16 protein-coding genes and 4 pseudogenes are annotated in these 20,342 nt (G+C 68.0%); 10 read left to right on the top strand and 10 right to left on the bottom strand.

The window, feature by feature from the left end; genetic code table 11:
* Positions 1–37: 37 nt before the first annotated feature.
* Positions 38–3,868, bottom strand: coding sequence for an nSTAND1 domain-containing NTPase (locus JEQ17_RS01235; RefSeq protein WP_200393411.1), 3,831 nt, complete (start codon positions 3,866–3,868; stop codon positions 38–40).
* A 263-nt stretch (positions 3,869–4,131) separates the two neighbouring features.
* On the opposite strand from JEQ17_RS01235, the gene JEQ17_RS01230 reads away from it, so the two are divergent.
* A complete protein-coding gene (locus JEQ17_RS01230) occupies positions 4,132–4,350 on the top strand; it encodes a hypothetical protein (protein ID WP_200393410.1) in 219 nt (72 codons plus the stop codon).
* Between the two features lie 7 nt (positions 4,351–4,357).
* Positions 4,358–4,447 carry a DUF6355 family natural product biosynthesis protein gene (locus JEQ17_RS49815; protein ID WP_234047985.1) on the top strand — a complete coding sequence of 30 codons (90 nt, stop codon included), beginning with the start codon at positions 4,358–4,360 and terminating at the stop codon, positions 4,445–4,447.
* 1,592 nt (positions 4,448–6,039) lie between these two features.
* On the opposite strand, the gene JEQ17_RS01225 is transcribed toward JEQ17_RS49815, so the two are convergent.
* Positions 6,040–6,678 (bottom strand): TetR/AcrR family transcriptional regulator, encoded by a 639-nt coding sequence (locus tag JEQ17_RS01225; protein ID WP_200393409.1) that lies wholly within the window; start codon positions 6,676–6,678, stop codon positions 6,040–6,042.
* Positions 6,679–6,798: 120 nt separating this feature from the next.
* Between JEQ17_RS01225 and JEQ17_RS01220 the strand changes: the two genes are divergently transcribed.
* From JEQ17_RS01220 to JEQ17_RS01210, 3 genes and pseudogenes are all read left to right on the top strand, one after another.
* A complete protein-coding gene (locus tag JEQ17_RS01220; RefSeq protein WP_200393408.1) occupies positions 6,799–7,587 on the top strand; it encodes an SDR family NAD(P)-dependent oxidoreductase in 789 nt (262 codons plus the stop codon).
* Between the two features lie 85 nt (positions 7,588–7,672).
* Positions 7,673–8,500 (top strand): annotated as a pseudogene (locus JEQ17_RS01215) (transposase).
* A gap of 80 nt (positions 8,501–8,580) precedes the next feature.
* Entirely contained in the window at positions 8,581–9,144 is a 564-nt protein-coding gene (locus tag JEQ17_RS01210; protein WP_200393407.1) for a CbrC family protein, read from the top strand.
* Positions 9,145–9,151: 7 nt separating this feature from the next.
* On the opposite strand, the pseudogene JEQ17_RS01205 reads toward JEQ17_RS01210, so the two are convergent.
* A pseudogene (locus JEQ17_RS01205) lies at positions 9,152–10,601 on the bottom strand (NF041680 family putative transposase).
* 273 nt (positions 10,602–10,874) lie between these two features.
* Here JEQ17_RS01205 and JEQ17_RS01200 point away from each other — a divergent pair.
* Complete coding sequence (locus tag JEQ17_RS01200) at positions 10,875–11,459, top strand: DinB family protein (protein WP_200393406.1); 585 nt, start codon at positions 10,875–10,877, stop codon at positions 11,457–11,459.
* A 129-nt stretch (positions 11,460–11,588) separates the two neighbouring features.
* Here the strand turns inward: JEQ17_RS01200 and JEQ17_RS01195 are convergent, their stop codons facing one another.
* Positions 11,589–12,338, bottom strand: a complete 750-nt coding sequence (locus JEQ17_RS01195; protein ID WP_200393405.1) for an SDR family NAD(P)-dependent oxidoreductase — start codon at positions 12,336–12,338, stop codon at positions 11,589–11,591.
* A gap of 128 nt (positions 12,339–12,466) precedes the next feature.
* Here JEQ17_RS01195 and JEQ17_RS01190 point away from each other — a divergent pair, with 128 nt between their 5' ends.
* From JEQ17_RS01190 to JEQ17_RS49805, 3 genes are all read left to right on the top strand, one after another.
* Positions 12,467–12,901, top strand: a complete 435-nt coding sequence (locus JEQ17_RS01190; protein WP_200393404.1) for an Rrf2 family transcriptional regulator — start codon at positions 12,467–12,469, stop codon at positions 12,899–12,901.
* An 87-nt stretch (positions 12,902–12,988) separates the two neighbouring features.
* Complete coding sequence (locus JEQ17_RS49810; RefSeq protein ID WP_234047984.1) at positions 12,989–13,336, top strand: helix-turn-helix domain-containing protein; 348 nt, start codon at positions 12,989–12,991, stop codon at positions 13,334–13,336.
* A gap of 32 nt (positions 13,337–13,368) precedes the next feature.
* Positions 13,369–14,079, top strand: a complete 711-nt coding sequence (locus JEQ17_RS49805; RefSeq protein WP_234047983.1) for an IS630 family transposase — start codon at positions 13,369–13,371, stop codon at positions 14,077–14,079.
* Positions 14,080–14,088: 9 nt separating this feature from the next.
* On the opposite strand, the gene JEQ17_RS01180 is transcribed toward JEQ17_RS49805, so the two are convergent.
* Positions 14,089–14,979, bottom strand: a complete 891-nt coding sequence (locus tag JEQ17_RS01180; RefSeq protein ID WP_234047982.1) for a Rossmann-fold NAD(P)-binding domain-containing protein — start codon at positions 14,977–14,979, stop codon at positions 14,089–14,091.
* A 71-nt stretch (positions 14,980–15,050) separates the two neighbouring features.
* Between JEQ17_RS01180 and JEQ17_RS01175 the strand changes: the two genes are divergently transcribed.
* Positions 15,051–15,992: a GlxA family transcriptional regulator gene (locus JEQ17_RS01175; protein ID WP_200393403.1), complete on the top strand. Its 942-nt coding sequence runs from the start codon at positions 15,051–15,053 to the stop codon at positions 15,990–15,992.
* Positions 15,993–16,206: 214 nt separating this feature from the next.
* Here the strand turns inward: JEQ17_RS01175 and JEQ17_RS01170 are convergent.
* The 5 genes and pseudogenes from JEQ17_RS01170 to JEQ17_RS01150 all read right to left on the bottom strand — a co-directional run.
* Positions 16,207–16,729: pseudogene (locus tag JEQ17_RS01170) on the bottom strand (transposase family protein); the annotation flags it as partial.
* A 44-nt stretch (positions 16,730–16,773) separates the two neighbouring features.
* Positions 16,774–16,899, bottom strand: a pseudogene (locus tag JEQ17_RS01165) (ATP-binding protein); the annotation flags it as partial.
* Between the two features lie 13 nt (positions 16,900–16,912).
* On the bottom strand, positions 16,913–18,154 hold the full coding sequence (locus JEQ17_RS01160; RefSeq protein WP_200393402.1) for a sugar ABC transporter permease: 1,242 nt from the start codon (positions 18,152–18,154) through the stop codon (positions 16,913–16,915).
* Positions 18,145–18,924: an ATP-binding cassette domain-containing protein gene (locus tag JEQ17_RS01155; RefSeq protein ID WP_200393401.1), complete on the bottom strand. Its 780-nt coding sequence runs from the start codon at positions 18,922–18,924 to the stop codon at positions 18,145–18,147. The genes JEQ17_RS01160 and JEQ17_RS01155 overlap by 10 nt, the downstream gene beginning before the upstream one ends.
* A 30-nt stretch (positions 18,925–18,954) precedes the next feature.
* The gene (locus tag JEQ17_RS01150) at positions 18,955–20,067 is read right to left on the bottom strand and encodes a sugar ABC transporter substrate-binding protein (protein ID WP_200393400.1); all 1,113 of its coding nucleotides are present in this window, start codon (positions 20,065–20,067) and stop codon (positions 18,955–18,957) included.
* Between the last annotated feature and the right edge of the window lie 275 nt (positions 20,068–20,342).

Here is a 20,342-nt window from a genome sequence, read left to right as displayed (position 1 = left end):
TCCTGCCGCGCACCATCGTGATTCGGCTCCCCGGCTGTTACAGGCATGGGGGCCGGTAGGCCAGGTTTCCGAAGTGCTCCTTCCACTCGGAGCGGGTGACGGTGGGGTGGCTGAGTCGGCATACGCGCTCGGCGACGCGTTTCGGGGCGGTCTCCCACAGGCGGGTGGTGCGGTCTGCGCCTGCGGTGACCAGGGTGTGACCGTCGGGCCCGAACGCTGCCGCGATGTAGGAGTTTTCGCTGCTGAGAGAGGCCAGCGCGTGCGGGCGGCTCGGATCTCTTGTGTCCCACAGGCGGGCCGTCCCGTCCGAGCCCATGGTGGCCAGGGTGTTCCCGTCGGGACTGAAGGCGGGGGAGTAGGCGGCGCCGACGTGGCCGTCGAGAGCCGCTGTCTGATGCAGGCGGCGGCCGGTGACACTCCACAGGCGCGTCTTGCCACCGAATTCCGTGGTGGCCAGGGCGTCGCCATTCGGGCTGAAGGCGACGGCGCTGACCCCCTCGGAGAGTGCCGGGGAGGTGTCCAGCCACTTTGGGTGGCGGGGGTCGCTGACGTTCCACAGTTGTACTTTGCGGTCCCAACCCCCGGTGACGAGGACGGCGCCGTCCGGGCCGAAGGCGGCGGCGTTGGCGCCCCTGGCATGTTCGATCGCGGAGGTCGACTCGCGGGGTCGACGTGGGTCTTTGACGTCCCAGAGCCGCACGGTGCCGTCCAAGCTGGAGGTGGCCACGGTGGTGCCGCCGGGGCTGAAGGCCACTGTGTTCACGTGGTTGCCGTGTCCGGTGAGGGCGGAGAGTTCGCGGGGGCGGCGGGGTGCGGTGATGTCCCACAGCCGGGCGGTGCGATCGTGACTGCCGGTCGCCAAGGTACGGCCGTCAGGACTGATCGCCAGCCCGCACACCGCGTCCTTGTGCCTGGTGAGGGTGGCGAGTTCGCGGGGGCGGCGAGGTGTGGTGATGTCCCACAGGCGGGCGGTGCGATCGTGACTTCCGGTGGCCAGGGTGCGGCCGTCGGGACTGATCGCCACCGCGCAGACGGTGTCGGTGTGACCGTAGGCGGTAGGGGTGGCAAGGTCCCACAGGCGGGCCGTCTGGTCGTCGCCGGCGCTGGCCAGGGTGCGCCCGTCGGGGCTGAAGGCCACGAAGACGGCGGCGTCGGTGTGCCCGGTCAGCACGGTCAGGCGCCTCGGTCGGCGTGTGTCGCTGATGTCCCACACCCCCACGGTGCGGTCCAGGCTTGCGCCGGCGAGCGTGCGTCCGTCCGGGCTGATCGCGACGGAACGCATTCCGTCGGTGTGGCCGGTCAGGGTCGCCGACCGGACCGGGCGTCCGGGGGAGGCCAGATTCCAGAGCCGCACGGTCCGGTCCCAGCTCGCGCTGGCCAGCGTCTTCCCGTCCGGGCTGAACACCACCCAACTGACAGCGGCGGTATGGCCGGTCAGGGTGGCCGACCTGCGGGCGCCCCCGGAGGCGTTGAGAGTCCACAGCTGTACGGTGCGATCGAAGCCGGCCGCGGCCAGGGTGTGGCCGTCGGGGCTGAAGGCCACGGAAACGAGCGCGGCGCTTGACTTGTTGTCGGCGCGCAGCGTGGCCGTGGTGCGGGGGCGACGCGGATCGGAGACATCCCAGAGCCGCACGGTGCTGTCGCTGCTCGCTGTGGCGAGGGCGGTGCCGTCCGGGCTGAACGCGACGGCGTTGACGTCGCCGGTGTGGCCGCGCAGCACGGTCGTGCGGTGCGGCTTGCGCGGATCGGCGACGTCCCACAGCCGGGCGGTGTCGTCCCAGCTCGCCGTGGCCAGGGTGCGGCCGTCGGAGCTGAAGGCGGCATGACTGACCTTCTCGGTGTGCCCGGTCAAGGTGGCCGACGGGCGAGGGCGATAGGGGTCGGTGATGTTCCACAGCCGGGCGGTGTTGTCGCTGCTGCCGGTGACCAGCGTGCGGCTGTCGGCGCGATAGGCCACGGCGTTCACGTTGTCGGTGTGACCCGTGAGCCGTGTCGCGTAGGGGGTCGCGAAGGTGCTGAGCAGGCTGCTGCGGGCCTCGGTGGTCGGGGCCAGACGGTAGGCGGCGAGGCTGAGCTGGGTGGCGAGCGCCGGGTCGGTGGAGCGCAGTGCGGTGGCCTGGTCCGCGACCTTCTGGGACAAGGCGATGTTGCGCTGCCGGGTGGCGGTGCCCTGTGCGCGCACGGCGTACACGGCGGCGGCCGATGCCGTGACCAGGAGCACGGCGAGCAGCACGGTGAGCCGACGCAGTCGGCGGGCACCGCGGCGGGCGGCAGCTTGTTCGCTGTCCGCGGCGGCCCGGCTCGCGTCGAGGAACTCCCGCTCCTTCATGGACAAGGAGGTACGGTCGAGCGCGGCGGCCATGTCCAGCCGCGTGCCTCGGTACAGCGCACCGGGATCCTGCCCCAGCGCCTCCCACGCCTGTGCCGCGCTGGTGAGCTGGCGCAGGATCCGTAAGGCTTCCCGGTCCTCGGTCAGCCATCCATGAAGCCTGGGCCAGCAGCGGATCAGCGCCTCATGGGCCAGTTCCACTCGTTCCTGGTCCAGTGTCAGCAGCCGTGCTCGGGCCGCCCGGTCCAGTACGTCGGCGATGTCCGCACCGTCGGACTGCTCGGCGAGCCCTTGGAGTTCCTCCAGGCGCGTCGGCCGGCGGGTGTCCTCCGTTCCGTCGCCCAGCGCGGTCAGTCGCACGAACACCTGCCGGGCAGGCTTCCGTTGCGCCGGCTCCAGTTGTCCGTAGAACTCCTCGGCGGTGCGTGCCAGGCTGCCTTCGAGTCCGCCCACTGCCTCGAACGCCTCCAGCGTCAGCGCGTTGCCGCGACGACGGCGCCAGGTCTGCAGCAGCGCGTGCGACAGCAGCGGAAGCATTCCGGCCCGGCCGTGCGCATGGGCGGTGAGCGATGCCAGCAGCGCGCCCTCGACGGTACAACCGGCCTGCTGGGCCGGTCTCACCACGGCTCTGCGCAACTCGTCGAGGGTCATCGGTCCGACCGGCACCTGTGTGTCGCGCATCGCCTCCACCAGCAGGGGGTTGTGGGTGCAGTGTGCGTAGAAGTCGGCTCGCACACCGAGTACCACCCGGCACCGGCCGGACCCGGCCGAAGCGGCAGTGACCAGTGCCTCGATGAAGCTCTGCCGCTCATGGTTGTCCTGGCACGTGGTGAAGGTTTCCTCGAACTGGTCGACGACCAGCACCACATGACCGTCGACCGCGTCGGCACGTGCGGCGATCTGCCGCATCACACGTCCCAGGTTCTCCGGATCCTCCCGCAACTCCCTGTACAGCGTGCCCGGGGCCAGTGCGGCCAGTGCGCCCAGCCGCACCGCACATTCCTCCAGCGGCCGGGGTCCCGGCGTCAGCACCACCGTCGTCGCGGCTGTCCGCAGCCGCGGCACCAGCCCGGCCCGTAACAACGACGACTTGCCCGCGCCCGAAGCCCCGATCACCATCACGAACCGTTGCCGCTCCAGCCGCTCGGCCAGCTCGGCCACCAGATGCTCCCGGCCGAAGAACCACTCCGCGTCCTGCTCACGGAACGGGCGCAGACCCGCATACGGCGGCGTGCCGGACTCCTTTGCCTCGCCGGGGGCGGAGTCCTCCTCTCCGAAGTGGCGTGCCACCTCGCGCCACCGCTGCTCCCACTCCTGCAAGTCCCCGTCACAGGCGCGTACGTAGGCCAGTGCCACCGCCAGTGTCGGCAGCCGCTGTCCTGACGCCGCGGAGGACAAGGTCGAGATCGAATAGTGCGCCTGTTCCGCCAGCTTCCGGTACGACGGACCACCCGCCTTCTGCCGCAACTGTCTCAGGCCCGTGGCGAACTCCAGTAACGGACCGTCCCCGGCATCCAGCGGTCGCTCTTTGCGCGGCATCGCCGCACCTCCCCGTAGATCCCCGTTCCCCCACGTCACACCCGGACGACGCCGTCACATTTTTCAGCAGTTGTTTGTTCGGCACCAGGGTTTCGAACGTGAACAACGTCTGGGCCTCTACACCTGGACTGGATTCGGCCGCAACAGCCACGTTGCCGACCCGCTTCAACGGAACTTCGAGGCGGAGCGGAAACGGTTGGACGGCCCATCTCCATACCGGTCGTGCCCGCTTGTGACCAGCATCGTCGATCAAAGGAGAACCCATGAAGAAGGCAATGCCGCTGAAAGGAGCGACCGCCTTGGCCGTCGCGCTCGCCACGGCTGGGCTGCTGTCAGTCGGCGCCACAGCCAGCGCCGCGGCCGCTGACGAGCAGGCCGCTGCGCAGTTCACATGCGGCTTCCACTGGAAGGACCTCTACGGCTGGTACGGGCACTGCGACGCGCCGCCCCGACATCATCATCCACGTCGAGGGCGCCAATGAGCGCGACATGTGCGTGAAGCCCGGTCTGACCCGGCTCGGTACGTGGCCCGACGTCACGGGGGCGGCGTACACCGGCAGGCTCTGCTGGGCCGGGTAGACGCACGCGAGATTTCCTCACTTCACGCAACACCGTTTGGTCAGCGGCCCGTGCCCACATTAGGAGTCATCCGCCGGCTGTCCCGTAATTCCTGGTGGAGCAGCATGCGGCGTCAGATGCGGTGGATCAGGGGGCGCAGGATCGTCCTCATGCGGACGAGCCCGGCAATGCTGCGAGGGTTGGTAGCTGTCGCCGCACGCCCGTCGGCGATCGCGGGACAACCCTTACCCAGGGTCGTTGCTCGAATCGTCATCGATTTGGGAGGCGCTTGCCCTCGCATCCCGCTACTTTGGGCGACAGGGGGTGGGTCATGTCGCCCAGGTTGGAACGGTGGTTGGAAGGTGTCGGCATCGCGGTGCTCGGCACGCTTGCCACCAGCGCAGTACTGGCCCTACTCGGGCGGATGCATGACATCTCATGGCCGATGGTCGGATGGTGTGCGCTTGGGCTGCTCGGCCTGCTTCTGTTGGTGTGGATGGTGTTCGTGGTAATCATCTGGCCGATGCAGGAACAGAGGTACGCGCGCGAGCACGGTCTTCCCTCTAGCCGCGCCGCCATCAAGGAGAGAACCCGTCAAAGAATGGTCGAGCAGGAACGTCGGCGTCGGAGAGAGCGACAACGAGGACGGAATTAGTCTCAACCACCGCTACTTTCTGGACAGTTCCGCGGGGCCTGCGTCCCGTGGGCCGACCTCTCTGCCAACCGCTCACGTTCCAGCTGGAGCCGGGTCCTGAAGAGGGTACATCTCGAAGATTCCGTCTACCTTGCCCAACCAACTCCATGCGCTCAAGTAGCTCTGCCAGCGGCGCCGACTCTTCGGAGTCGGCAGGCTCCAAGCCGCGCAAAGGTTGACTCCGAAGCCGTGATCACGCCAGACACCTGGTGACTGCAGTTACGAGGCAGCCCTTAGCAGTGGTACCCGTCCGGGCACTCGGGGAACAGCACTCCGAAGAACAAGAAGAAGAGAATCGGCACACTGGACAACACGGCCATGATCAGGAATCGCCCGCGTGCTTCTCGCCGGTCCCCAACCTGAGCCACCACGAATCCCGCTGCCGACGCAAACACGGCAGTGAACAGGGCCATCAGGCCGAAGGCCCAGCCGATCTCTCGTCTCACGTCCGGCAACCCCATCGCATACGCGATCGCCGGGGTGAACAGGAGGAGGGGCGCAGACGCCCACCACCACGACAGTACTCTGATGATCCGATCCGCTCGCGCCGGCGCCAGGCCAGTCGATCTCGTTCCCCCGCGACGGCTTCCCGGAGCGATCCCAGACGATGACATACCCGCATCGTAGGCGGCTGAGGGGACATGTGGCCGTTTCAGTCTCTGACCCTTCCGTGAGACGTCCCAAAGTCATCTCCTCTGACCAGCAGTTACGGGACAGCGCTTGAGGGCTGTCCCGTAATCGGTCTTTGGCTTCGACCGACCGCGGGGCCGGGGGCTGTCGGGTGCACCTCCATCGCGAAGGCGGCAGTCCAAGTAGCTCCGGAACTGGTGTGGGCGATCGTGTTCTGGACGGGGTCGCGGGGCCTGCCTGTGCGGGAGGTACCGGGGCTGGTTACGCGGAGCGGTGAGGCGCTGGTCTCTCAGGCGCGGTGAGGCCCCGGCGCGCCGTATCGGGCGACCATGGTCAGCACCGCTTGATCGACCGCGTTCATGACGGAGGAGTCGTCGGGCTCCCAGCGGGCGAGCAGCATCCGCGGCCAGAACACGTAGTTGGAGATCATCCCGAGGAATTGGGTCGCTGCCATCTCCGCATCGTCAAGCAGGGCTGTACCGGCGGCGTTTTCCGCCGCCAGGTAGCGCCGGACCGATTCGAAGTAGGGCATCTTGCCGAGCTTGAACTGGGTCTCGCCGAGCTCCGGGAAGCGCGGTACTTCGGCGATGACGATGCGGAAGAGGGCGGCCATGCCGGGCTGGGTGAGAAGCGCCACGTATCGGTGTCCGATGGTCTCAAGCCCTGCGCGGAGGTTGCCTGGCTCGGGGGAAGGCGCCTCCTCGTCGTCGATCTTCCAGTGTTCGGTGACGATCGCCTCGAACAGGGCCGCCTTGGTGCTGAACTGCTTGAACAGAGTCGCCCTCGACACTCCGGCCGCCTCGGCGATGCGGGCCAGCGAGGTGCCGTCGTAGCCGGAGTCGAGGAACAGCTTCGTCGCTGCCTCGATGATGGACGTCCGCTTCTGCGCTGCCACGCGCCGGTGGTATTCCGAAGGCTGTGCCGTCATGCCCTCCAGTATGCCCGTCACTGCGAGGTGAGTCACTTGACTCACCTCCGGTCCAGCTCTTACCTTGAGAGAAGAGGTGAGTCACTCAGCTCACCACTAATGCGACTGGAATGATGCACTATGAAACGCTTTGAGGGCCAGACCGTCATAGTCACGGGCGGCAGCGGGGGCATGGGCAGCAGCCATGTGCAGGGCTACTACGCCGAGGGAGCCAACGTCGTCATCGCCGGCCGCGACGACGACGCCGGCCGCGATCTCGCCGCTCAGCTCGGTCATCGGGCTCTGTCCGTTCACCTGGATGTCGCCAGCGAGGACGACTGGGCGGCGGCTGTGCGAGAAGTCGAAGGCCACTTCGGGCCGGTCACCATCCTGGTGAACAACGCGGGCGTCCAGAACCCTGCGGCCCCTATCGAGCACACCGAACTCCGCAGCTGGGAGCACACCTTCAGCGTCAATGTCACCGGACAGTTCCTCGGTATCAGGGCCGTGGCTCCGTCGATGCGCAGGGGCGGTGGCGGAACCGTCGTCAACATCGCCTCGACCATGGCCCACGTTGGCACGGCCTTCTACGCCCCCTACACCGCCAGCAAGTGGGCCGTGCGCGGACTGACCAAAACGGCCGCGCTGGAGCTGGGACGGGACAACATCCGGGTCAACTCCATCCACCCCGGTGTCGTCTCCACACCGCTGATCAATGAACCCACCGTCGCAGGCCAGCCGGCCATCGCCGACTTCTATTCGCCCGACCCCTTCGCCATTCCCCGCCTGGCCGAACCTGCCGACATCACCCGCCTGCTGCTCTTCATCACCTCCCAGGACGCATCCTTCGCCACGGGCTCGGAATTCGTCCTGGACGGTGGTCTGCTGCTCGGCCCTGCCCTCCGACCCGAGGCCGACATCGCAGCTTGAGCCGGCATTGCAGTACGGAGCGTGTAGTCGCGGGCGCCCATCTTGGTCGAGGCGAAGCGACCTTGCCTTGCGATGATGACGGGCTGTGGCAGCAGTTGTGATCACGGCGTCCGAGCCGTCCTGGGCAGCTCCATTCACTGCGCTGAGCCCGCGCTGCTTCGGCAGATTGGTGTCCGCGTAGCGACGGGAGGGCGCGGATGCCGTGCGGCGGGGCCGTCCGTGGCGTCTGCCACTGGAAGACCGCGCGCTGTTCGTGACGACGTACTGGCGCACACACTTGACGACGCGTCGGCTTGCCCCGCTCTTCGCCATCTCGAAGTCCGCGGCCGACCGCATCATTGACCACCTCGGCCCCTGGCTCGCGCTCCAGCCTCGTCGGCGGTTCCGCGAGGACACCGTGCTCATCGTGGACGGCACAGTGGTGCCCACTCGCGACCATTCCATCGCCGAACAGTCCAAGAACTACTGCTACTCGACTACCCATCAGGTTGTGATCGACGCCGTCACCCGCTTGGTCGTCGTGGTCGGCCGACCGCTGCCCGGCAATCGCCATGACTCCCGCGGCTGGGAGGAATCCGACGCCAAGGCTGCTGTGGGCACCACCACGACGATCGCCGATGGCGGCTACCAGGGCACCGGACTGGTGATCCCGCACCGGCGAGCGGCCGGGCAAGCCGAACTCCCGGCCTGGAAGGAGGAACACAACCGGTCCCACAAACAGGTTCCCGCCCGCATCGAGCACACCTTCGCCCGTATGAAGAGCTGGAAGATCCTGCGCGACTGTCGCCTCAAAGGCGACGGCATCCACCACGCCATGCTCGGCATCGCCCGTCTACACAATCTCGCCTCCGCCGGATGGACCGTCCCGACGAGCAATACAGGACATCCCTTAAGCTCGCCGTTTAACCTCTGATCTTCGCGTGAGCGGGTGCCGCATCGCGGCAAACGGATACCGGCTTCACGGTGCCCGCTTCTGGTTGGGAGGATGGTCCCGTGGCAGAGCCGACCTTTCGATACCACCCCGATCCGCTGGCCTCCGGGTCCGCGTTGCGCACCGACCATGTCTGCAGTGTCTGTGGCCTGGATCGCCAGATCCGCTATCAAGGACCTGTCTACGGTCGGCAACCAGATTCCCTCTGCCTTCACTGCATCCAGTCCGGGGCAGCGTCGCTGGCCCTGAGCATCTCAGGCGGAGGCGATGGGGACTCCGACATGTCTGCGATGTTCAGCGATGCAGTTGACGTCCCCGACGACGTGCCGCTGTCGGTCGTCGAAGAAATCACCCGACGCACTCCCGGCTTTGCGGGTTGGCAGCAGGAGACCTGGCTGTACCACTGTGGCGACGGCGCGGCCTTTCTCGGCCCTGCCGGGTATCGCGAGCTTGAGGCCTACCCAGAGGCCCTCGTCATGCTCCGTGCAGATCACCGGCGTTACGGCTGGTCGCCGACAGATACCGAGGAGTTCTTGCGGGGGCTGGACCGCACTGGCGAGCCAACCGCATACCTGTTCCGCTGCTTGCACTGCAACACGAGCCTGGCATCTTGGGACATCGGCTGACAGCCGCTTATTCCGTGCCGCGATCACGGCCGTCGTTGGTCGTTCGCCGGGGCTTAGTTCCCTTCTTGTGGTGTGCGGGTCGGGTGTAGGACTCCCCGGTGGCGAGCACGCGTCCAACGGCGTAGCGGGTGACGGGCCGCTGGTTCTTCGAGCCATGGGGGGGCCGGGTCCGGGTCGGGTGGGTTTCGGTGCACGGGCCGACGTGCCCGTCTTCGCGTGCAGGTTCCTGAACCCCCGGCGGACCGGGCCGGGGTGAGCCTGTTCGGTTCCGCTGGCCGTTCCACGGCCGGCGGAGATCTGCGGTGAGGGGACGGGCGAGGCGGGGTTGTGCGTGGGCGGCCAGGACGAGCCAGGTCCAGCCGAGGGTCTGCTTGAGCAGGCGGAAGGTGTGCTCGACATCGAACCGCCGCCGGAATGCCTGCCAACACCGTTCGACATCCTCGGGGGTGGCTCCGGTGCCCGACCACCACAGCCAGACCGGCTTGTTGACTCCGCCGCTGGGCAGCTTCGCCGCGGCTAGCCTGATCACCCTGCCCTCGATGATCGGCAACGGCCCGTCGTGGTTCCCCCACGCGGCCCTGCGGGTCCGACGGGGGTGGAGCCGGTCCCATGCCTGCGCGGTCGCGGTCCCGTACCGCTCCGTCGTCGTCGAGGTGACGGCCGCCGCCTCGCCCCAGGTGACTGGATCGCCGAATACGAACTCGCCGCAGTGCTTCGGGGGACGCCCGCCCTGCGGCGGGCAGATCCACGGGACCGGGACCGGCTTGCGCATCACCCGATCCGACCGGAGCCGGCCCAGGACCTCGATCGGCATGTCCGCCAAGAGGTGCGCGATGCGGGGTGCGTCGTAGCCGGCATCGAGGACGATGAGGACGTCCGGTTGACCCCGCTGCCACTGGCCCGCTGCGATGAGGCGTTCGACGACCTCGCGGACCTGGTCGGCGGTGACGGCCGCGAGGTCGGCGCCAGGTTCCAGCCGAAGCGCATCCAGCAGCGCGGTCCAGGAGGTGCGACCGGTCTCCAGCGCGGCGACGATCGAGTACGGCCAGCCGGGCACCATCTGGTGTTTGCCCAGGCCTCGGCCGAAGGTATGGCAGAACGATCGGTCCGAGCATGTGTCGGCGTCCGGCCGAAGCCACGGGGACACATCCACCGCGAGCACGAGGCGCCCGTCGGCGGCTCGGGGCAACGGCACCCCGGCCAAGGACCGGCGCAGCCGGGCGACGTCGATCCTGCCCTGGTTCAACCCGGCGTACAGGGCGCCGCGTCCCCGCCGATGCTCGGGCGCCAGAGCCAGGTCCACGAGCGTACGGACCGGACCGTCGGTGCACAGCCAAGGCGTCGCACAGCTCGAAGAGTGCGTCGCCCCGGGCGAGTAGGGACGCGTACAGCTCGGTACGGAACGCCGTCACCGCCGCGAACGCGTCTCGTTGGACCCCGTGCTCGACCCGTTCCACGATCCGGCCTCCACCGCCGCGCCACTCCCTCCAGCAGGATCCGGCCCCAGGCCCACGGACATGCCGTGAAGAGGAGAAACCCCGAACAAGTTCGAGCCCTGTTCGACGGCGGACCAAAAACGACAAGTTAAGAGGTTGTCCCGCATGGCAAGTTTCGCGAGCTTCTTGTAGCAGGTCAGGGCGGCGGCCATGGTCGGCCTCGGCTCTGCCGGTCGTTGCGGACCACGTACGGGATCTTGAGGCCACCGGCAGCCCATGGCAGGCTCATGCCGCATGATCGATGGATTCGCGAAGGACAATCTGCACGGGAGACTGCGGCGGGACCGCGAGGCGCTGCTCTGGAAACTCGACGGCTTGTCCGAATACGATGCCCGCCGGCCCTTGACGGCGACCGGGACCAACCTCCTCGGCCTGGTCAAGCACGTGGCCACCGTCGAGGCCAGGTACTTCGGAGAGGTCTTCGACCGCCCTTCCCCGGAACCGCTGCCCCGGTGGCAGGACTACAACGGCAGCGATCTGTGGGCGGCCGAGGACGAGACCCGCGATCAGATCATCGGGTTCTACCGGCGCACGTGGGAGCACTCGGACGCGACGATCAACGAGCTTCCCCTCGACGCCCCCGGCCACGTGCCGTGGTGGCCGGAGCCGTATCCCAACACGAACCTGTTCGCCATCCTGGTCCATGTCCTCGGCGAGTCCATCCGGCATACCGGGCACGCCGATATCCTGCGCGAGGGCCTCGACGGCCGGACCGGGGTGCGCGCCGAACACGAGAAGCAGATCGACGAGGAAGCCCGTGCGGCCTACTGCGCGAAGATCGAGCGAGCCGCCAGGTCGGCCGCACCAATCAAGGCTTAGAGGTCCTGCGAGAGCTCGTAACGCGATCACGATCCGGTCTTCTTGAGGCGTGTTCACGCATGTGCGGGACGTCGGCGGTGCGCGCCCCGAAGGCGTGATGTCCTCCGGGGCGCGCGGCAGGGTTCCGGATCAGGCGTTGTAGCCACCGTGGGCGTCCAGCACCGCGCCCGTGACGTACGACGCGGCGGGGCTCGCCAGAAAAGCGATCGCCGCGGCGATTTCTTCGGGGTGACCCTTGCGTTGCAGGGACAGCGAGCTGACCAGGGCCTTGAGGGTCTCGGGGTCCGGCGGTTGCATGCCGCCCTCCATCAGTCCGGCCTCCACGACGTTGGCCGTGATGTCCCGCGGCCCGAGGTCCCGTGCGACCCCCATGGTGTACCTCTCGATCCCTGACTTGGTCGCCGAGTAGTCGGCAAGCCCGGGGGCACCGACCCGGGAGCCCAGCCCGGAACTCACCGTGATGATGCGGCCGCCCGTGCGCAGTACTCGGGAGGCGGCCCGGATGACGGCGATCACGCCGAGGTAGTTGGTGGCGTGCATCCGGTCCAGTGCGGCGGTGTCGGCGTCCGGGTCGTCCACCGTGCCAGCCACGGAGATCGCCGCGTTGTTGACGAGGATGTCCAGGCCGCCGAAGTGCGCGACCACGTCGTCGATCAGCGCCGGCGCCCGGCTCGTGTCTGCTTGGTCGGACTGGAAGGCAATGGCCTTGGCTCCCTTGCCGCCCACCTCGTCGACGACGGCCTGCGCCTGCTTCTCGGAGCTGACGTAGGTGAAGGCGACGTCGGCGCCCTGCTCGGCCAGCAGCCGTACGGTCGCGGCTCCCAGTCCGCGCGACCCTCCGGTGACCAGGGCGACCTTGCCCGTGAGTGGCTTGCTCATTCTTCCCACCTCGTTGATTGACCCTTCGCGACAGTCGCAACGTTAATTGTTACGACAGACTGTTGCAACCTTTGTTGTTACGACTGTGCTGTCGTAACATAAAGCGTTGCGGCCGAGAGGAGGGGTTCATGAGCGCCAACAGCAGGCTGACCATTGCCGCCCACGCGCTGGCCTGGATCGGTCTCTACCAGCGCCAGGGCCATGAGGTCGCCACCTCCGAGCAGATCGCGGCCAGCGCGAACACCAACCCCGTGGTGATCAGGCGGCTGCTCGGCGAGCTGCGCAGGGCCGGGCTCGTGGAGTCCCGGCGGGGCGTGGGCGCGGGCTGGTCGCTGGCGCGCGAGCTGGAGTCGATGACCCTGCTGGACGTGTACGAGGCGGTGGAGCCCGGCCCGCTGTTCGCGATGCACCGCACCACTCCGGACCAGGGATGCGTGGTGGGTTACGGCATCCAGCCGGCGATGCAGGGCGTCTATGAGGGCATCGAGGAGACCCTGAGACGCGAGCTGGCCCGCGTCACGCTCGCGAACGTACTCCGGGACGTACTCGCGGCACCTCGCTAGTGGCTCGTCACGCAGCCTTGGCCGGGTAATCGGCCTGCTGGTCGTTGGGCAGCAGACTGTCTCCGAGACCTGATCTTGGAGGTGGTCGTGGGACGTCGACCCGGTGTGTTCGTCCGGCCGGTCAGCATGGAGGAAGGCCGGAAGCTGCAGCGGATCGGCCGGACCGGCAAAGACCCGGTCAAACTCCGCCGGGCGATCGTGGTGCTGATGTCCGCCCAGGGCCGGACGGTCAAGGACATCACCACGCTGATGCAGGTCAGCGAGGACTACGTCCGCGATGTCATCCACGCCTTCAACGAACGGGGGTTCGACGCACTGGACCCAAAATGGAGCGGGGGACGCCCCAGGACGATCAGTGACGAGGTGCGTGAGCACATCTGCCTGATCGCCCGGACGTCCCCCGCCGACTCACCGCCTTCTCCACCTGGAGCCTGAGCAAGCTCGCCGAACACCTCATCAAGCAGAAGGTGATCGCGGCGATCAGCCGGGAGACCCTGCGCCGGATCCTGCGAGAAGGCAAGGTCTCCTGGAAGACCACCACCACGTGGAAGGCGTCCACCGACCCGGAGTTCATCGCCAAGATGCACCGTGTCCTGGCGCTGTACGACAATCCTCCGGCCGACGGGCGGGTGATATGCGTCGACGAGTTCGGGCCGCTGAACCTGATGCCCCGCAAGGGCAAGGCGTGGGGGCCGGTGAAGCGTCCGCGCAGGCTGCGGGCCACCTACAACCGCTACCACGGCGTGATGCACATGCTCGCCGCCCTCGACCTGGCCACCGGCAAGCTCTACTACCGCATCCGCCCGCGCAAGCGGTGGCGCGAGTTCCTCGATCTCCTCAAGTCCCTGCGCACCCGCTGGCCCGGGGAGAAGCTGTACGTGGTGCTGGACAACTTCTCCCCACACAAGCATGCCAAGGTCCGCGCCTGGGCGGCCGACCACGAGGTCGAGCTCGTCTTCCTGCCGACCTATGGCTCCTGGTTGAACTGGTTCGAGGCCGAGTTCGCAGCCTTGCGCTACTTCGCACTCAACGGCACCGATCACCGCAGCCATGAGGAGCAGAACGCCGCGATCGCCGCCTACGTCCGCTGGCGCAATGCCCGCGCCAAGCCGAAGATTAGCTTCGCACCCGACTCACCGATCCGTTCGTGGACCGGATACCCGGCCAAGGCCGCGTGACAAGCCGCTCTAGATCACTTCCCGGAGCACGTCGTTCACCGGGGTGGCACTCACGCCGAGGATCTTCTCGGTCTCGGAGTAGTCGATGACAAACGGGTGACCGGGCTTGGTGAGTACTTCGTGCATTTCCGCCCAGAACGGCTCGGTGAACGCCAGCAGGGTCAGGTCACGTTCGGCCATCTCTTCCATCCGCGGTTTCGGTGCACCCGCGAGATCGGCGAGTCGCCCGGCCAGTTCCCGCACCGACAGGGTCGAGGTGGGTACGTGCCAGGCACGGCCGTACGCCTGCTCGTTGCGGCTCGCGGCGACCAACGTGCGTGCGGTGTCGCCGATCCCCGAGTAACTGTGCGGCACGTCGAGTTCTTGCGGCACCAGGGCCAGCCTGCCTTCCATGACCTGCCGCTGCACCATGAGGCTGAACACCGAGACAGCGCCGGCGCCATAGAACTGGGCGGCCCGCACCTCGGTGACCTTCACCCCCGAGGCGGCGGCCTCCTCCCATGCCCGGGCCCTGCTCCGCCCCTTGGGGCCGGTCGCGGCCAGGGGGAAGTCCGGCGTGATCGGCCCGCTTACCGGCCCATAGGCGTAGAGGTTGCCGAGCATGACATACGCGGCCTCGGTCCGCCTCACTGCGCTCAGGAGCGACGCCGACAAGATCGGAAACTGCTCGGGCCAGCGGTGGTACGGCGGCGCGGCGGTGGTGAACAGCGTGTCCGCCCCCTCCGTCAGCTCGGTGAGCCGATCGGTGTCGGTCGCGTCCGCGGCGACCTTGTCGATGAGCGGGTGGTCGGGCCCGCCGCCGGTCCGGCTGATCATTCGTACCCGCTCGCCGTCCTCGGCCAGCAGCAGAGCGGTCTTCGACGCGGCGGCCCCGCGGCCCACGATCACATGAGATTTCATGCGGACAACGGTGCCGCTCTGCGGCTGCGTGGAATAGTGGCCACAATGCCAACCATCCGGAGGATCTGGCCATGCATCGCGTCGCCGCGGTCATCGTGCCGCCCGTACTGAACTTCGACGTCTCGATCCCGCTCATGGTGTTCAACAGCGTTCCGCACTACGACGTGCGTGTCTGTACGGCGCGGCCCGGCCCGATGCCGACCGTAGGCGGCCCCGACATCGTGGTGCCGGACGGCCTGGACGCGCTGGAGGGCGCCGACACGGTGATCGCCGTCGGCAGCGGCGGCGAGCAGGCTCCCACCGAAACCCTCGACGCCCTGCGGAAAGCCGCGGCCGCCGGCGCACGAATCGCCTCCCTGTGTACGGGTGCGTTCGTATTGGCCCAGGCCGGCCTGCTCGACGGGCTCCGCGCCACCACCCACTGGGGGCTGGCAGGCGACCTCGCTACCCGCTTCCCGTCAATCGATGTGCAGCCCGACCCCCTCTTCGTCGAGGACGGTGGCATCTTCACCTCGGCGGGCGCCGCGGCCGCCATCGACCTGTGCCTGCATCTGGTCAGGATCGACTACGGCGCGTCGGCCGCCAACGCGGCTGCGCGGCTCGCGGTCGTCCCTCCCGTACGGCCGGGCGGCCAGTCCCAGTTCATTGAGACCCCGCTGCCGCCGGAGCGCGGCACTTCATTCGCCCCCACTCGCGTCTGGGCGCTCGAACACCTTGATCACCCGCTCACCCTGACCGACTTGGCCGGTCACGCCAAGACGAGCGTGCGCACCCTCACCCGGCGCTTCCACGCAGAGACTGGACTGAGCCCGCTCCAATGGCTGCTGCACCAGCGCATCGACCGGGCCAGAGAGCTCCTGGAGACCACCGAGCTGCCCATGGATCAGGTAGCCAGGAAGAGCGGTCTGGGCAGCGCGGACTCCCTCCGCAAGCACATGGTCGGCCGGGTTGGACTCACGCCCACGGCCTATCGCGCGAGCTTCAACCAGGCGCCCACTGGTGCCTCCCGCTGATATTGGAAGCACGCTGCGGTAGTGCACCCCGTCCGCACTGCGAGGGCCACGATCTGATGCCCCTTGCGCCTTCGTGATCCGTCGACCAGCGCACTCTTGCAGGGGTCGACGTCCCACGACCACCTTCGAGATCAGGACTTGGAGACAGTCTGCTGGCCGCCGAGCAGCAGGTCGATTACCCGGCCAAGGCTGCGTGACGAGCCACTAGCCTCCCCGTTACGGCCTGACAGTGCTGGTTCAGCCCGAACGCGCGCCAGGCGTGTGCGTCCGCGGTGGTGCCCGGCACCGGCCGCGCGGCAGCGATCACCAGCCGCGTGTCCGCGTCCACGATGACCTGCACATTCGCGGAGAGCCGGTAGTTGCGGCTGGACGCGGCCACACTTCGGTCGCGGACCGGGATCAGCGTGCCGTCCACGATCCACATGCGTTCTGGGGCATCGGCTGGGCGGGAGACTGGCTTGCGTGCGAGCAGCGGCTCCAGGCGTTGGATGACCCGGCACACGGTGGAGGAACAGACGCCGCACAACGGGCCCAGCTGCCGCATCGTCAGGTTCGTGCGGTAGTACACCGCGACCACCATCACCCGCTCGGCCAGCGGCAGCGACCACGGCCGGCCCCGCAAGGCGCCGTTGCCGCCACGCCCCCGAACCACCTTCAAGGAGACGAGCGAACTGCGTCACTTGCAGCCCGGTGAACGTCTCCACCCACACCCCGCCAGCCCTTAGCACCCCAGCCATTTCGGGGAGATGTACAGCTCGCGGCCTCGTACAACACGTTCTAGGCCAGCCATTGCGCCCTCGGTGCCCAGCGCGATCAGCAGGTGCGACTTGCCGGTGCCGGAGTCGCCGTTCAGACAGAGCGGCTTGCCCTTCCTGATCCATTCGTAGGACGCGAGGGCGTGGATGGTGACCGGACTTCCCTCAAGCCCGTCCGCGCGCTTCCACGGCGCGCCGGGCCAACGAGTCGAAGACCACCGCGGTGAGCAGCACTCCACCTGTGATCATGAACTGGACCGCGGGCTCGACTCCCAGCAGTGCCATGCCCGAGGCGATCGACTGGATGATCAGCACCCCCAGCAGCGCGGACCAGGTCGAGCCGCGTCCGCCGAACAGGCTGGTGCCACCGATGACGGCAGCGGCGATGGCGTTGATCAGCAGCATGCCGGAGCCCGGAACCGTGGTCGCCGAGGTGAGCCGGGAGGCGACGAACAGGCCGCCGACCGCGGCCAGGGTCCCTGACACCAGGAACACTGCGATCCGCACACGCGCCACATCGACGCCGGCCCGCCGTGCCGCCTCCACACCGCCGCCCAGTGCGAGTACCTGCCGGCCGTAGCGTGTGCGGCGCACGAAGAAGTCCGAAGCGACGATGACTCCGAGGAAGATCAGGAGCGCCAGCGGTAGGCCCTCGAACCGGCCCAGCACATGGACGGCGGCGAACGCGACCACCGCGAGCAGGGTCGTACGGGCCCAGATCTCGCGCACCTGCCGATAGGGCATCCCAGCGGCGCTGCGGTGCCTGCGGTCGTGGTAGGAGAGGAGGAGGTACGCGACCGTGCCGAGTGCAGCCAGGCCGTAAGTGGCCACGGCGGCATTGAAGTATCGGCTGGTCAGCATGGCGACCAACCCGTCGTCGTTGAAATTGATGGAGCTCTCCGGACCCAGCAGGTAGAGCATCAGGCCGTTCCAGGACAGCAGGCCCGCCAGGGTGACGACGAACGCGGGTACGCCGATCTTTGCGAAGAAGAATCCGTGGACGGCGCCGGCGGCTGCACCGCAGATCACCGCGATGGCCACGGCGAGCCATTCCGGCATTCCGAGGTTCACGTTGAGCGCCGCGAACAGGGCGCCCGCCAGGCCGGCGAGCGAGCCGACCGACAGGTCGATCTCTCCGATCAGCAGCACGAAGACGATGCCGACGGCGATCATGCCGGTCCCGACAATGTCCACGCTGAGGACGGACAGATTGCGCGAGGAGAGGAAGCTGTCGTTGAGGCCCTGGAAGACCATCCAGGTGATGGCGAGAGCGAGCAGGGCCGGGGCCGGGCCGAGTTCAGCCTCGTGCAGTCTGCGGTGCACCGCACCGGCGAGGGCCCTGCGACGGCCGACGCCGGGCGAGGCGTCGCCTGCGCGCGCCCGTGTCCCCCTCCACCTCACGGCCATGCCTCCTCCGGGTGGGTCGTGCGGTGGGCGACGGCATTGTCCGACGCACCGGTGATCGAGGAGATGATCTGTTCCTGGGAGGTGGTGTTCACGTCGAAGAGGCCGTTGTTGCGGCCTAGGCGCAGCACGGCGATGCGGTCGGCGACTGCCTTGATGTCGCCCATGTTGTGGCTGATGAGGAGCACCCCGGCGCCCCGGTCGCGCACCTGCTCGATGAGGTCGAGGAGCTGGTTGGTCTGCTCGATGCCCAGGGAGGCGGTGGGCTCGTCGAGCAGGAGCAGCCTGGGGGCGCTGAGGAACGAGCGGGTGATCGCGACGACCTGCCGCTGGCCGCCGGACAGGGTGGCGAGCGGCGCACGTACGTCAGGGATGCGGATGGACAGGGTTTGCAGCAGCTCGCGGGTGCGGCGCTCCATCTCCACCTCGTTGAGGATGCCGAGCTGGTGGATTTCCCGGCCGAGGTAGAGATTGCCGACGACGTCGAGGTTGCCGCACATCGCGAGGTCCTGATAGACGGTCGAGATCCCGAGTGTCTGGGCGTCCTGTGGCCGCTTGATCTGAACGGCACTGCCCTGCCACTCGATCACGCCCTTGTCGGCGGGACCGACCCCCGAGATCACCTTGACCAGGGTGGACTTTCCAGCGGCGTTGTCGCCGACCAGGGCGACCACCTCCCCGGCTCTGATCTCCAGCTCGACGTCGACCAGTGCCTGGACGGCAGCGAAGCGCTTGGAGACGCCGCGCAACGCCAGCAGGGGCTGTGCCGGCACGTGGCCACCTCCTTCCGCCTCCGCGAAGGCTCATGGGGTGAGTCCGGCCTTGTCGCAGGCGGACCGGAGCTTCGCAGTGCAGATCTGGTTGATTGTGTACATACCATCCTTTACCAGAGTGTCCTTGATGTTGCTGATCGTCACTGAGACCGACGGGAGCAGGACCGCCGGGATGTTTTTGGTGGTGGGGCTGTCGACCGTGCCGGGAGCGATGGACGCGACCGTTTCGCCGCGTCCGAGGGCGACGGCCATCTCGACGGCGGCGTCGGCCGCAGGCTTGAAAGGCTTGTAGACGGTCATGTACTGGTCGCCCCGGACGATCCGGCGCACGGCCGCGAGGTCGGCGTCCTGGCCGGTGACCGGGGGCAGCGGCCTGACCTCTGCGGCGTTGAAGGCGGAGACCACGGCGCCGGCGAGGCTGTCATTGGCGGCCAGGACGCCGTCGATGTTGTCCGCACCCAGGGCGGCGATGGCGCCGGTCATGTTGACGTAGGCGTTCTCCGGCCGCCATCCGACGGTGTCGTACGACTTGCCGATCTTCACGTTGTCCCTGAGGACGGAGAGTGCTCCCTGCTTGTACCAGTCGGCATTGGGGTCGGTCGTGGCGCCGTTCATCATGACGATCTGGCCGCCGTTCGCCTTAGTGCCCATGGCTTTCAGCAGCCCCTCGCCCTGAAGCCTGCCGACCGTCGCGCCGTCGAAAGTGACGTAACCGGAGATCGGCCCTTGTGCGAGCCGGTCATAGGCGACGACCGGGATACCGGCCCGGTGTGCGGCCTCGACCGTCGAGCGCAGTCCCTTGGCGTCGACGACGGCGAGGATCAGGACATCCACACCCCTGGTGATCATGGCCTCGAGCTGCTGCCGCTGGACCGCTGGCTCCGGTGTGGCAGCGACGGTTGCTGCCGGGCAGCGAGGGCACAACTGCTTCAGCTTCTGCTCGATGAGCGGCCTGTCGAATTGCCCGAAGCGCGAGGCCCCGCCACCCGGAAGCAACACGCCGACGCTGAGGCTGTCGCCGCCGCCCTCGCCGTCCCCGCCGCAGGCTCCGCTCAGGGTCAGGCCGGCGGCAACCGTGATCGCCACAGACGCACGGGTGAGTGCCCCGCGCTTCACGGCCGGAAGGCTGACACCGAGACCCATTTTTGGTTCCTTAGGGAATTTCGCCCCGCTGTGCCCAGTAATAGGTGATTAGTGCCAAGCGTAACCAATGGACCGGTGTCGTCCTGTTCAGGTTCGGCCCTCAACTGGCAGTACCGGACGGTGGCCGGACGTGGCGACGGCGCCGCGACGACCACGCCGAGGCCTTCCTGGCCTCGGGAGTGCTCCTGCACCAGCGACGGTCCGCCGTTCGCAAGACGGACATCGAATCGATCACGACCGCCAACCCAGCCAGTACGGCAACCACCGCATCCTTT

Source organism: Streptomyces liliifuscus (assembly GCF_016598615.1).
Lineage (GTDB): Bacteria > Actinomycetota > Actinomycetes > Streptomycetales > Streptomycetaceae > Streptomyces > Streptomyces liliifuscus.
This window is presented reverse-complemented; position numbering and strand designations above follow the sequence as displayed.